We start from the raw sequence: 14,036 nt of genomic DNA on the forward strand, positions 1-14,036 counted from the left end.
TCTCAAAAAATCAAATTTGAGAGAGCTGCTTTCCTGTTGTCTTTTTAGAGCAATTTTCATAAGTGTTTTCATACAAATGTTAGTTGAACGAATCGGGCCGTTACTGGCTGTTAGATCTCCCACTTAGAATTTTCATGTTTCCTTCATTCTTGAAGTGGGAGTCTTACAGCCAGTTACACTGCGATAAACTTTATTTACATATTAGCAGGAAAGCGAATGAGAAATGTGCTCCCTTTCCCTGTGTTTTGCTTGATATCCAGCATAGCGCCATGCTGTTCCAATATTTGTTTGGAAATCATAATTCCGAGGCCTGTTCCGCTCTGTTTCGTAGTGAAAAAAGGTTCTCCTAATTTATGTATAATTTCTTGAGGTATACCGGAACCTTCATCAATAATGCTTAAGCTTATAGCGGAATCATCAATTACAGCTTTTAATTGAATCATACCCCCTTCATCCATAGCTTCTATCGCATTCTTTACCAGATTAATTAAAACCTGCTTAATTTGAGAGCGGTCACAATAAACCATAATACTCTCGGGGATGTCATATTGTATGTCAATTCCTTTCAGCTCTGCCTGGGGCTTTAACAGCACAGTAATATCCTGCAGCATGGTCTCTAATGATTCTTCCTTTTTATGATCTGTCAATGGCTTCGAAACAAAAAGTAATTCTGAGGTAATGTTCTCCATTTTTTCAATCTCTTCAATCATAATTTTATAATAGGCTTCTTTACGGTTTACCCCTGCCTGAAGCAACTGAATAAATCCCTTTAAGGAAGTTAACGGGTTGCGAATTTCATGGGCTACCCCTGCAGCAAGCTGTCCTGCAATCGACATTTTTTCCGAACGTATCATCATTTCTTCTGCTTCTTTTTTATCTGATATATCTTTAAGGGTTGCAATATAATAATGTTTCTCATTTTTTTCATCATATAACTTTGCCGCAGTGCACTCTGTCCAAATATACTTTCCATCTTTATTAATCAGATGGATTGAAAAGGTCTGGCTTTTGCTGCTGTGATAATTAAATTTGCTTTTGATATATTGTTTATCATCTTTAGAAATTTTCTCGTACCATTTTGTACCTGCAAGATCCGCTTTTTTGTAACCCAGCAATTCCTCTACGGTTTTGGATATGAATATGACTCTGCCTTCACGATCCCAAACCGCTATCAAATCATGATGATGATTTTCAATCCAGGAAAGCATAAATGCAGGCAGATCCTGAAGTTCAGAAAAATTATCTGCCCATTGCTCAGAAACAATTGAATTATTGTCCCTCTCTCTGCTATTACCGTGATTCAACCCCATAACATCTCCCCCTTTATTTACAAAATCTAACATCCTTTTCCCTCTAATTTATAGTTATGACACATTCTGCTCATATATGACGCTTGTTTCCATAACTAATAATTACTATAATAGTATTAAATGATGTAAAATAAATAGCCAATTATTAGTTATATTACTATAACTATTTCAAAAAATAAATTAATTATGCAAAAATAATGTCATCTCTTGTAATTTTTTAATACAAAAACGAGAAAAAGGTGAGATCATGTCGATAATTGTAGATTACTTAATTGTTATATGGGGTCTCCTTATGATTGGTTTTATGGCAATCGGCGGATACTTTATGTTCAGGAAATTCCTCAAGCAAATTCCAAAAGAAGACGGCAAATCGGATATGGACTGGGAAAATTTTTATTTGGAAAAAACAAAACATATGTGGGATGATAAAGAGAAAGAATTGCTCGAAGAATTAGTCTCGCCAGTACCGGAGTTATTTAGAGACGTGGCCAGAAATAAAATTGCCGGTAAAATCGGAGAAGTGGCGCTGGAAAAAAACATAAATACCATCTCTCAAGAGATTCTCATTGAAGGATACATTGTTGCAACACCAAAAAAGGACCACCGGTTTTTAAGAAAAAAATTGAAACAAAAAAATATCGATGTGGCACCATATGAGCCTTACTTCAAGCAATCGCGGGAAGATTATAGAAAGAATTGGAAAATAAAATATAATGATCCCAAAAGAGATAGTTCTTAATATAAAATGCGTCCCTTAAAAAAGAGACGCATTTTATGTCTTTAAACCCAATTTACTTTCAAGCTGGAGGAATTTATAAAGCATGGAAATTCTCCATGTGATAATCATGCCAAAAGCTAATACAAAAAACATTCCACTCGTTTCTCCAAACGAAATAGTGTTGCCGATCAAAAGCTTAAGGATAATCCGGAAAACCAGAAGCCCAATTAGTATAAATGTAAATGCCTTTGAAGGTATTAAATAGATGGCGTGATCCCGAATTTCAAATTTGGATGTTTTTATTAAAAATACTGAGCAAATAACTCCAACCGTAATCGCTTCAAAAAATTGTAACCAAGTAATTTGAAATACAGGAAATAAAAACATAAATGCACCAGTACTCATAAATAAGGGTGGTAAAATAATTCTTTTTGCGTTGGTTGGTTTTTTTGCAGCTTTTAAACGAACAATAATCATTGCCAGCGCCATCACTCCAGCAACAACTGTACTGGCTGCTAGCCAAAACATGCCGATCACACTTTCTGAATTGCTTTCCAGTAGTTTAAGATACTCAAAGAATAAATATGTATACGCCGTTAAAATCTAATTTTCTAATGCCGCAGGATGATTATTTTTGTAATACTCGATCAACGGTATCAAGTATCCTGCTTTCTTCAAAAGGCTTCACAATAAAATCCTTTCCACCTGCTTCAATGGCCTGAAGAACCACCTTTTGCTGCTCAATCGCTGAACAGACGATGATCTTTGCTTCATCGTCTATTTTCATTATCTCTGTCATTGCATCAATACCATTCATTTCTGGCATAGTAAGATCCATGATAACCAAGTCCGGGCGTAATTCATTGTACAATGTAATGCTTCCTTACCACTCTCAGCTTCACTAATGATTTCATGCTGATGTTCCTCTACTATATTTTTCAGTATTACTCTCATAAACTTAGCATCATCGACTACAAGGATTGTTGCCATTTCTAACCCCCCTATTGACACCTATACTATTTATAATAAGGGAAGACGACGTTAATTACCAGAAAGCATCTAAGTTGCTCGTTAATCCTCCCTCCCTGCACATTATTATTATAAGAACGGTGCAGAGGGGGAGAAGGAAATAATGTAATCAGAATCCGTAAAATCCAAACCAGCCGGCCAAAAATGATGTTAATTGCGTCATCCAGTCAAAGAACAAGGCAATTCCTACAAATATCATTAAGTAGCCGCCTATTTTAACAATTTTCATGCTGTGCTTTTTTATCCAGTTCATGCGGCCAATAAAGAATGCCATCACTAAAAACGGAATGGAAAAACCTAAAACATAACTGATCATCATCACCATTCCGATTTGCGGTTCATTAGCAGCCAGTGTAAATACAACGGCTAATATAGGACCGGTACAAGGTGTCCAGCCCAGAGAAAAAGCGAGTCCGATAATAAATGAGCCAAAAAATCCAGCAGGCCTATTTTTAATAGAAATTGATCTGTTTTTGATTAAAAATTTAAAGTTAAGTACGCCGACAATAACCAAACCAAAGAAAATAATGACAATTGCTCCTACTTGTCTGATCAGATCCTGGTAAGTGAGCAGGAAATCAGAAATAAATGAAGCGGTAAAACCGATCATAACAAACACAGCTGAAAAACCAAGCAAGAAGAAGATTGTGTGTAATAGTGCCTTCTTATTCATTTTGTTGTTCTCTTCTTTTAGTTCGTTAACACTCATCCCTGTTATATAAGATAAAAATGCAGGGTAAAGCGGCAGTACACAGGGTGAAATAAAAGATAAAAATCCTGCTCCGAAAGCAAGGAATATATTAATTTCAGGCATTGCAGACCCCCCCTTAGAGACCTTATTATCTCTATTGTAGCAGAATTCGATTGCTATAAATGGAATGAATTTGACAATAAACTGAAACTTGTATGGTATTCATTGTTTTAAACGTGTAATAAATATATTTTTACCCCTTACATGAAACTGTAAGGGGTGTTTCACCGCCATTTTCATCGTATAGCGACAAACTTATTTGTCTTGTTGATTGTTCATTGACCGCATCATTTGATTGATTTTCTTTTGAGACGGCTTCTGTCCCATTTGCATCATTAACGTTCGAAGCATTTGCTCATTAATAGGCGGATTCTTTTTTAAGTAATTCATCATATATTTTCTTGCAATAAAAAATCCAAGAGCAACACCAGCCAGTAACGCTGTGATAGCAATTAAAACAACCCAAATCGTGCTCATGCCCTGCTCTCCTCCTTCGTGTTGTCTCTTTTTCAGTAATCCCTATATAGTATAGTAAATCATGGATTAGAATACAATAGGTGATTTATTTCATCTTTATTTGCATACAAAACGGGGGAAATCCAGCCAAAATCATTGACTCCAGTTATAAAAAGCAATGGCTGATACCTGCGTAGCATGGGGAAGATCAGTTCTTCCGCTTCCTGTAATGTATTACAACGAAATTCTATATCTTTTTCTTTTATAAGTAAAGAAATACAGTCTCCATTCTGGCTAATAGTTATATATGAACCATTAATATGTAATTTTGTATTAGTGTTGAAATAATACTTTTCCATATGACTGATCAGCTTCTCATAGGAGAAATAATGGGTTATATAGTTAAATTGCATTTGCAGATCTTTTCTTGCCTTATTAATTTGATAGCTTAAAATAAAACGATATAATATATCACTTTTGTGAAAGTAGTGGTTTGCAAACTCCTCTTTTATACAATAAATAGAATACGTATACATAAAGAATTCCTCCTTTACCCTCTATTATACGTACTCTATTTCAGAATAATGTCACTTTACATTGAAAATACATACTATTTTTGTCGAGATTTTAGAAAGAGGCTGGGACAGAACCATTGAAGTAAACAAAAATCCGAATATCACTAACTGGCATTTAAAAACCGCTCCGGAAATATACTACGCTTTCACCACGGGCACAAGTGCGACATCACTTCAAACTTCCTATGGTCGGTTTCAGCGTGTCTTCTTTGCCGCGGGCGGCTGGTGAGCCCCTTCGTGCTGCCGCACTCCCGGGGTCTCACCGATGCCTTTCCTCCCACAGGAGTCTACGTATATTTCCGGAACTACCATAGTAGAACACTCGTCTTTTCAATGTTTCCTCAGGTTCTGTCCCAGGCTCTTTTCAGTTAATTCAGGAGAGACTCAACGTGCTTTACCACATTTTCAACTGTAAAACCATATTCCTCTACTACTTTATCCCCTTTTGCAGAAGCACCAAAAGTATCAATGCCAAGTACGCCGCCTTCATCACCCACATAGCGTTCCCAGCCAAATGGAGAAGCCATTTCAATAGCTAGACGTTTTTTAATGTGAGGAGGCAGTACCTTATTTTTATATGCCTCATCCTGCGCTTTGAAACGATCCCAGGAAGGCATGCTGATCACATTGACTTCTATGCCTTTTTCACTTAATTCTTTTTGTGCAGTTATTGCCAACTGGACCTCGGATCCTGTGGCAAGCAATAATGCATCCGGGTTCTCTTTGTGAGATTTACTGATGACGTATGCTCCCTTTTTAACACCTTCATAGGCCATTTGTTTTGTACCTTCAAGTGTTGGCAGGTTTTGTCTTGTTAACACCAGTGCTGTTGGCTGTTTTTCGGATTCAAGAGACAAGCGCCAAGCTGCCTGTGTTTCATTTGCATCAGCTGGACGAATGAGCGATAAACCCGGTATTGCCCGCAGTGCTGCCAAGTGTTCTACAGGCTCATGTGTAGGCCCATCTTCACCTACAGCAATGGAATCATGTGTAAATACATATGTGACAGGCGTCTGCATGATCGATGACAAACGAACAGCCGGTCTTAAATAATCACTGAATACAAAGAAAGTACCTGCATATACTTTCAAGCCTCCGTGTAATGCCATCCCATTCAAAGCTGCTCCCATAGCATGTTCACGTACGCCAAACCAGATATTTCTTCCTTCATAGTTTTTACGAGTGAAATCTTCTTCTTCATTTATCGTTGTTTTATTAGAACCAGCTAAATCCGCACTTCCGCCAAATAAGTTTGGAACCGACCCTGCTATAGCATTTAACACTTTCCCTGAGGCTGCCCTTGTTGCAAGTTTATCTTCACCCGGTTCAAATACCGGAAGATCTTTTTCCCAGCCTTCAGGGAGTTTGCCACTAAGCGCAAGTCCAAAATCATTTGCAGCTGGAGTATGGCTCTCTTTATAGGATTTAAGGAGCTCATTCCAGTCATTTTCAGCCTTTTCACCACGGACTCCGATTTTTTCTTTAAAATCAGCATATACTTCATCAGGTACATGAAAATCCTCATGTGTCCATTTGTAGTATTCCTTTGTCAATGTAACTTCATCGCCACCAAGCGGGGCTCCATGGGAAGCTGCTGAAGCGGACTTGTTTGGTGAACCATATCCGATCACAGTCTTTACTTCAATCAGTGTCGGCTGGTCTGTATTTTCTTTTGCTTTTTTTATTGCATTTCTTATTTCTTCAATGTTATTTCCGTCTTCTACTCGAATTACCTGCCAGCCATATGCCAGGAATCGGTCCTCTACATTTTCTGAAAAGGAACGGTTTAAATCACCGTCTAAAGAAATATCATTAGAGTCATATAAAGCAATTAATTTCCCTAAACCAAGATGACCGGCGAGTGATGCGGCTTCATGAGAAATACCTTCCATGACGTCCCCATCACTAATAAGTGCATACGTATGATGGTCCACGATAGATATATCATCTTTATTAAATTTCCCGGCAAGGTGAGCTTCAGCCATTGCCATACCTACTGACATGGCAATCCCTTGTCCTAATGGGCCAGTAGTTGCTTCAACTCCATCTGTATGATGTACTTCCGGGTGACCGGGAGTTTTTGAATCCCACTGCCGGAATCCTTTTATATCATCCATCGTTACATTATATCCAGACAAATGCAGTAAACTATACAGCAGCATGGAACCATGACCAGCCGAAAGCACAAAACGGTCTCTATTAAACCATTTGGAATTACCTGGATTATGATTCATAAACTCTGTCCACAGCGTATAAGCCATTGGTGCGGCGCCCATAGGCAAACCGGGATGGCCTGAATTTGCATTTTCAATTGCATCAATGGACAATGTGCGTATCGTATTAATGGATAACTGTTCAATATTTTTTGACATGTTTATTTCTCCTTTCGTTAAACAGAAAATGATAACCTTCTTCATTCTATAACGAATACTAGCTTGTCACAAGTAAAGACACAGACGGTTGCATGGGAATTCGGATAAAGAAAATACATTTCGATATTTTTTTCATACTGCTACCAGCAGTGTCTAATCTTTCTTATTTCTTTTTTGCATATCCTTTACTTTTTGCGGTGTTACATCATTTCCCTTAGGGTCAACTACCTTCATGGTTTTAAACTGATTCTTAAATGAACTGCGGACATTTTGTAAATAGGCTTCCCTTAGTTCTTTCTGTTCATTTTTTTCTTTCTCAGTCAACCCTTCTTCCTTTGCTTTTCTAGCCAGATGATTAATCCGTTCTAATTTATCTTTTGACAGCATGGGAAAACCTCCATTGGATGTAATATAAAACGCTTTAAAGCTATTGAGCCTATATATAACCTCAGCATGTAAAAAAACAGGAGTAAGATACTTCCTGTTTTCTAATGGTAGCGTGCTTATTCAACTGAATCAAGTATTTTGGGTTTCTCTATATCTTCTATGTACGGTGGCCTTTGACACATTGTAGCCCATTCCATTTAATATATTTGCTATTTCCTCAAAAGTCATATTATTATCCCGCAGCCGTATGACTTCGTTAATTGGGAATGAAACCCGTTCCCTGCCTGGCGCTTTTGTCAAATTGGATAAATTTCTGCCCGGATCATAACCTTCTTTTATAGCTTTTTTCATACCCCTTTTGATCTTTGCGTTATGCAGTTTGCGCTGGTATTCTTCCACTACTGATATTATTTGCAATACCATCGAATCTGATTCTGATACTTCCAGTTCATCTTCAGTGACAGCTGTATAAATAGGAACCTTCAGCTTTTTCAAATGATGAAACAAGGCAATTTTTGCATTGCCTCTTCCAAGCCTTGTTTCATCCTGGATCAGCAGGCAATCTGCCTGATTATCTGAGAACATATCAAGCATCTTAAGTATTCCTTCCCGTTCAATCTCATAACCGCTCTTTCGCTCCTGGATATTTGCAGCAATAGTGAAATGATATTTTTCTGCTAGCTTTGTCAATTCGGCTTTTTGTCTAAATAGGGAAGTTTCCTGCTGCGATTTATCGGTACTCACGCGACAATAAATAATAGCCCTCATCCTGAACACCTCTATTAACTTGTAATCATTGCAATATATAAGAATAACAGAGACAGCCCAAAAATTGTGATATAAAATAAATCCACCTTTGAAACTCTATTAAACATCATCATTTCCCCCCTTACGGTTCGAGAACCTTTGTTCGTATATTCATTATTTCACGAACATACGGTCTTGTCAAGCTTTTTTTAGAACGAACGTTTGCTTATATTTCAAAAAAATGCTAGACTAGTATTAACAATTAATATGTGCGAGGGGTTAACGACATGACAATTATAAAGCTATCCAAAAGACAGCAAGCAATTATGGATTTTATTAAAGATCAAGTGGAAGAAAAAGGGTATCCGCCTTCTGTAAGAGAAATTGCACTGGCTGTAGGTCTTGCATCCAGTTCCACAGTACACGGGCACCTTTCCAGATTGGAAGAAAAAGGTTACATCAGAAGGGATCCTACTAAACCAAGAGCAATTGAAATTTTAGGCATCATTGGAGAAGGTGATATCCCAAGGGAAAAAGCCCGTTATGCCCCGTTAATCGGTAAAGTTACTGCGGGGCTTCCGATCACTGCGGTGGAAAACATTGAAGAGTTCCTCCCTATACCAGATCATACGAGCAATCCGGATGATAATATATTCGTTTTGGTTATCGAAGGGGAAAGTATGATTGAAGCTGGGATATTAGACGGGGACATGGTCATTGTAAAGCAGCAAAACACAGCTCACAATAATGATATTGTCGTTGCTATGACAGATGAGGATGAAGCCACAGTTAAACGGTTCTTTAAAGACAAGAATCAAATTCGTCTGGAACCTGAAAATGCAACAATGGAACCACTGATTTATGATAATGTAACTATACTTGGAAAAGTAATCGGTTTATACCGTACCATTGATTAAAATAACGTATGTATACTGCTATAATCAATAATACATATAAAAAACACTCCTGTACCACATTAGTAGTGAGTACAGGAGTGTTTTTTTATAAAATTTACAGGTTTTTCTTAGTAACTTGTTAAATACTGTTCTCTTTCCCATGGGTGAACAGTCGTTCTAAACATATCCCATTCTATCTCTTTTGCTTCTACGAAATGTTCATATAAGTGCTCACCCATTGCATTTATAATTAGTTCATCCTTTTCTAATTCTTCTAAAGCAAGCATGAGCGTAGGAGGAAGGTTTTTAATACCATTTTCTTCACGTTCTTTTTTCGTCATGACATATATATTTTGGTCCACAGACTCAGGCGGTGTTAATTTATTTTCAATGCCATCAAGGCCTGCCGCAAGCAGTACTGCTAAGGCTAAGTACGGGTTAGCGGAAGGATCCACACTGCGTACTTCAATCCGGGTGCTCACCCCTCTTGAATAAGGAATCCTGACAAGCGGACTGCGGTTTGCAGTCGACCATGCTACATAGGAAGGTGCCTCATAGCCCGGTACGAGTCGTTTATATGAATTCACAGTAGGGTTCGTTACTGCTGTATAATTTGTTGCATGCTTAATCACGCCGGCTGTAAACTGATAGGCCGTTTCGCTTAATTGCTCGACCCCATTCTCATCAAAAAATTTATTATCTCCATCTTTGAAAAGAGACATGTTTACGTGCATACCGGAACCATTCACTCCGAAAAGGGGCTTGGGCATAAATGTAGCATGCAGATTATGCTTTCTGGCGATAGTCTTTACAACCAGTTTGAACGTTTGTATATCATCAGCATGTTTTACGGCATCAGCATATTTAAAATCTATTTCATGCTGACCTGGTGCAACCTCATGATGGGATGCTTCAATTTCAAATCCCATTTCTTCCAATTCAAGAACAATATCCCTGCGGCAATTTTCACCAAGATCTGTAGGAGCCAAATCGAAATATCCGCCGTGATCATTCAGCTCAAGTGATGGGTCTCCCTTTTCATCGAGTTTGAATAAAAAGAATTCAGGTTCTGTACCAATATTAAATGAATCAAAACCAAGCTCTTCCATTTTTTTAAGATTTCTTTTTAGATTATAGCGCGGACAGCCCTCAAATGGTGTGCCGTCCGGATTATAGATATCACAGATAAATCTGGCTACTTTTCCTTTATCCGAGGTCCATGGAAATACAACGAACGAATCCAGGTCAGGATATAAATACATATCGGATTCCTCGATACGCACAAATCCTTCAATCGATGACCCGTCAAACATCATTTTGTTATCCAGAGCCTTATCCAGCTGGCTGAGCGGAATTTCCACATTTTTAATTGTACCAAGCATATCCGTAAATTGGAGACGTATAAATCTCACATTCTCTTCCTCGATCTGTTTGAATATCTCTTCTCTTGAAAGGCTTTTTCCCATCTGAACTCCTCCTGTTTAATTGTTTATATGAATGGAAAATGAATCACACTATCGCACCCATTCCCCAATTCTAATGATTAATTTGAAAATTCAAGCCAATATCTGTGCTACAGTTATGTATACAGAGACAATGGTTATATATATTTTCTCAGTTGAAAAACCGTGAAAGCTCTCCCTGTCTTAAGCTTGTTTTCCCGTATCTACCTGATTCATTAAGTTCTTGTTTCAAGAACTCCTTCAGTTCCTGTCTGGTTATCTTTGTTTTCTTTTTATTTTCCCTGGTTTTCTGCTCTTCTTCCGATATCATGAGCTTTATACCTGCAATATTCAGTCCTTTATCCAACAGGTTTTTAATTTCCAGTAACCTGTCCACATCCTTAAATGAAAATAACCGCTGATTGCCGCTTGTCCGCTCCGGATCAATTAAATCATGTTTTTCATAATACCTTATTTGCCTGGCAGTTAATTCTGTCAGCTTGATTACAATACCAATCCCAAAAAGAGGCATGGAACGCCGTTCTTGATCATTCAATTCATAACCTCCCTTTTTTAAGATATATCTAATTATAATGTTAGGTTACTTGACATGTCAAGAGTTATGTTAGGTTACTTGACATGTTTTGTTCAATTAATTTTATAGATGGTTATTTTCAGTTTTAAATACTGCTCGTAATGATAAATATGAAGGGAAAGGAGCCAATTAAAAAAGAATGGAATAACCTACCTTTTGTATACTCAGTTAACGGTTAGCATAATCACTTTTTATTAGCGTTTTTACTGCTTCTGTTAAAGCGATTTTGACATGTTCATACGTTAAGCCGCCTTGTACAAAGGCTATGTATGGGGGGCGTAATGGCCCATCAGCAGATAATTCAATACTGGAACCTTGGATAAAGGCACCTGCAGCCATAATAACTTCATCTTCATATCCGGGCATTGGACTTGGATATGGCTTTACAAATGAATTAACTGGGGAGTTTTTTTGAATAGCCTGGCAAAAAGCAATCATTTCTTCTGGATTATGAAAAGTGACTGACTGAATTAAATCCGTTCTTTTTTCCTGGTAGTGCGGGCTCGTTTCATAACCAAGCAACGCTAATAACCTTGAAGTAAAGACTGCCCCTTTCCAAGCTTGCCCTACTATATGGGGTGCCAGAAAAAAACCCTGATACATCTCTTGCAGTGTATCCAATGTTGCACCGGCTTCCTTCCCTAAGCCCGGAGCAGTCAGCCTGTTTGCACATGAGTGAACAAGCTCCTCGTTGCCGCAAATATAACCGCCGGAACGCACAATCCCGCCACCGGGGTTTTTTATAAGTGACCCGGCCATAATATCTGCTCCCACATGCAATGGTTCTTTATCCTCCACAAATTCCCCATAGCAATTATCCACAAAAATAATAATATCTTTATTTATGTTTTTAATAAATTGCACCATTTCCTTTATATCATCAATTGTAAATGATGGTCTGTCATCATAACCTTTGGACCGCTGTATACCAATAACCTTCGTTTTTTCCGTGATCGCATTTTTAACAGAAGAAAAATCCACGGAACCATCATCTTTTAACCCTACTTCTTTATAATCAATATGATAGTCTTTCAGTGAGCCTTCATAGCTTCCAGACTTCCCTATAACGCCAGTTAATGTATCATATGGTTCCCCTGTAATATAAATCAGTTCATCCTCTGGCCTTAATAAGCCAAATAAAGCAATCGTTATGGCATGTGTGCCAGAAACGATTTGAGGCCTGACAAGTGCATCTTCCCCGCCGAAAACTTCTGCATACACCGCTTCCAGCGCTTCCCTGCCCATATCATCATAACCATACCCAGTCGTTGAGTAAAAATGGCTTTCGCTAATCCGATGATTCCTGAATGCCTGCAAAACTCTCCTTTGGTTTATTTCTGTCATTTTTTGAATTTCCTTATGAGGAACAAAGCAATCTTCCTCTGCTCGTATGATGATTTCTTCCAGCTTCAATGATAACTACCTCTCTAATAACATTTTTAATGGATGATCGCTCCGCATATAACCCTTGAAAATATATTGATTTTTGTCTTCAGCAAAGTCCTTGTCTATGACAATCGTTTCCTGTTCCAGCCTTTGCAGTAATTTTCCATCATCCGGATTTAAATGAACAGTATATTCATCCCAATTCTCCTTTAATAAATCCTGTATCTTTTGAAGCAATGTTTGGATGTCTTCCTGCTGATAAGCGCTGATGCGTAAATAAGGATGCTGCAATGGTATGAAATCTTCAGAAAACGCGTCCCTCTTATTATATACGGTTAACATCGGAATTCTGTGGGCATCCAGTTCTTCAAGCAATTCCATGACCGTATGCTGCTGCTGCTCCATATCCGGATTTGAACCATCTACCACATGGATTAAAAAGTCAGCTACCGTCACTTCCTCAAGCGTAGAGCGGAAAGCTGCGATTAGCGAAGTAGGCAAATCCTGAAGAAATCCAACGGTATCTGTAATAAGTGTCTGAAAGCCCGATGGTAATTTAATCTCCCTAGTTAATGGGTCCAGCGTTGCAAACAACTGATTTTCCTCTAAGGATGTACTGTTGGTAATCCGGTTGAATATAGTAGATTTCCCTGCATTTGTATAACCGACAATGGCAATTTGAAAAACTTCATTATTTTTTCGTCGTTGTCTGTACTGGTCACGTTGTCGAATAGCTGTTTCCAGCCTCCGCTTTATATCATAAATCCGTCTTCTTATATGGCGCTGGTCGGTCTCTAATTTTGTTTCACCAGGCCCTCTGGTACCTATACCAGCACCAAGCCGGGACATTTCTACACCCTGTCCTCGAAGTCTTGGCAGTAAATATTCCAATTGGGCAAGCTCCACCTGCAGCTTGCCTTCCTTTGTCTTTGCACGCTGGGCAAATATATCCAGTATAAGCTGACTCCGGTCTATAATGCTTACTCCGAGTATATTGCCGAGGTTTCTTAATTGGCCGGCAGACAGTTCATCATTGGAAATGACAAGATCTATATCCAAGTTCACAATTTCTTCTTTCATTTCCTCTACTTTTCCGGAACCAATATAATTAGCAGGGTGAATATGCTTCCTTGTTTGTGTCATAATCTTTATTACAGCCCCTCCTGCCGTTTCACTTAAGGAAATCAATTCTTTCAGAGAGGATTGAAACTTTTCATTTTTTTGTTCAGGATTTTTTACTGCAATGATAAGTATTTTTTCTTCTTCCATATATTTAAACCTTTCTTTAACATATAATTAAAAATCCAGTCTTTACAAAATTTATTAGTGAAAACCTGAGATTTTTGCTCAGCTGAGGGTTTTTCATTTAACA

The 14,036-nt window shown here is 38.1% G+C and carries 14 protein-coding genes and 1 pseudogene; 2 read left to right on the forward strand and 13 right to left on the reverse strand.

From position 1 onward, the window contains the following. Nucleotides 1–194 precede the first annotated feature (194 nt). Complete coding sequence (locus tag ACDX78_RS18555) at nt 195–1,310, reverse strand: ATP-binding protein (protein WP_486029682.1); 1,116 nt, start codon at nt 1,308–1,310, stop codon at nt 195–197. A 247-nt stretch (nt 1,311–1,557) separates the two neighbouring features. Here ACDX78_RS18555 and ACDX78_RS18560 point away from each other — a divergent pair, with 247 nt between their 5' ends. Continuing rightward, nucleotides 1,558–2,049, forward strand: coding sequence for a DUF2621 family protein (locus tag ACDX78_RS18560; protein WP_486029684.1), 492 nt, complete (start codon nt 1,558–1,560; stop codon nt 2,047–2,049). A gap of 33 nt (nt 2,050–2,082) precedes the next feature. Here the strand turns inward: ACDX78_RS18560 and ACDX78_RS18565 are convergent, their stop codons facing one another. The 8 genes and pseudogenes from ACDX78_RS18565 to ACDX78_RS18600 form a co-directional block, all read right to left on the reverse strand. Beyond that, complete coding sequence (locus ACDX78_RS18565; RefSeq protein ID WP_486029686.1) at nt 2,083–2,556, reverse strand: CcdC family protein; 474 nt, start codon at nt 2,554–2,556, stop codon at nt 2,083–2,085. Between the two features lie 100 nt (nt 2,557–2,656). Continuing rightward, nucleotides 2,657–3,018 (reverse strand): annotated as a pseudogene (locus tag ACDX78_RS18570) (response regulator). A gap of 148 nt (nt 3,019–3,166) precedes the next feature. After that, nucleotides 3,167–3,871: a cytochrome c biogenesis CcdA family protein gene (locus ACDX78_RS18575; protein ID WP_486029688.1), complete on the reverse strand. Its 705-nt coding sequence runs from the start codon at nt 3,869–3,871 to the stop codon at nt 3,167–3,169. A 192-nt stretch (nt 3,872–4,063) separates the two neighbouring features. Then, nucleotides 4,064–4,285 (reverse strand): YneF family protein, encoded by a 222-nt coding sequence (locus ACDX78_RS18580; protein ID WP_486029690.1) that lies wholly within the window; start codon nt 4,283–4,285, stop codon nt 4,064–4,066. A gap of 59 nt (nt 4,286–4,344) precedes the next feature. Beyond that, a complete protein-coding gene (gene sirA, locus ACDX78_RS18585; protein WP_486029692.1) occupies nt 4,345–4,800 on the reverse strand; it encodes a sporulation inhibitor of replication protein SirA in 456 nt (151 codons plus the stop codon). Between the two features lie 407 nt (nt 4,801–5,207). Continuing rightward, entirely contained in the window at nt 5,208–7,211 is a 2,004-nt protein-coding gene (gene tkt / locus ACDX78_RS18590) for a transketolase (protein WP_486029694.1), read from the reverse strand. 153 nt (nt 7,212–7,364) lie between these two features. Beyond that, entirely contained in the window at nt 7,365–7,598 is a 234-nt protein-coding gene (locus ACDX78_RS18595) for a DUF896 domain-containing protein (RefSeq protein WP_486029696.1), read from the reverse strand. Nucleotides 7,599–7,727: 129 nt separating this feature from the next. Then, nucleotides 7,728–8,366, reverse strand: a complete 639-nt coding sequence (locus ACDX78_RS18600) for a YneB family resolvase-like protein (RefSeq protein ID WP_486029698.1) — start codon at nt 8,364–8,366, stop codon at nt 7,728–7,730. Between the two features lie 272 nt (nt 8,367–8,638). Between ACDX78_RS18600 and lexA the strand changes: the two genes are divergently transcribed. Then, nucleotides 8,639–9,262, forward strand: coding sequence for a transcriptional repressor LexA (gene lexA, locus ACDX78_RS18605; protein ID WP_486029782.1), 624 nt, complete (start codon nt 8,639–8,641; stop codon nt 9,260–9,262). Nucleotides 9,263–9,369: 107 nt separating this feature from the next. On the opposite strand, the gene glnA is transcribed toward lexA, so the two are convergent. From glnA to hflX, 4 genes are all read right to left on the reverse strand, one after another. Continuing rightward, entirely contained in the window at nt 9,370–10,707 is a 1,338-nt protein-coding gene (glnA, locus tag ACDX78_RS18610; protein WP_486029700.1) for a type I glutamate--ammonia ligase, read from the reverse strand. A gap of 148 nt (nt 10,708–10,855) precedes the next feature. Further along, nucleotides 10,856–11,239 (reverse strand): MerR family transcriptional regulator, encoded by a 384-nt coding sequence (locus tag ACDX78_RS18615; protein WP_486029702.1) that lies wholly within the window; start codon nt 11,237–11,239, stop codon nt 10,856–10,858. A gap of 207 nt (nt 11,240–11,446) precedes the next feature. Next, nucleotides 11,447–12,685 (reverse strand): methionine gamma-lyase family protein, encoded by a 1,239-nt coding sequence (locus ACDX78_RS18620; RefSeq protein ID WP_486029784.1) that lies wholly within the window; start codon nt 12,683–12,685, stop codon nt 11,447–11,449. A gap of 12 nt (nt 12,686–12,697) precedes the next feature. Beyond that, nucleotides 12,698–13,933 carry a GTPase HflX gene (gene hflX, locus ACDX78_RS18625; protein ID WP_486029704.1) on the reverse strand — a complete coding sequence of 412 codons (1,236 nt, stop codon included), beginning with the start codon at nt 13,931–13,933 and terminating at the stop codon, nt 12,698–12,700. Nucleotides 13,934–14,036: the final 103 nt, after the last annotated feature.

It is taken from the genome of Virgibacillus oceani (assembly GCF_041521345.1).
GTDB lineage: Bacteria > Bacillota > Bacilli > Bacillales > Amphibacillaceae > Virgibacillus_N > Virgibacillus_N oceani_A.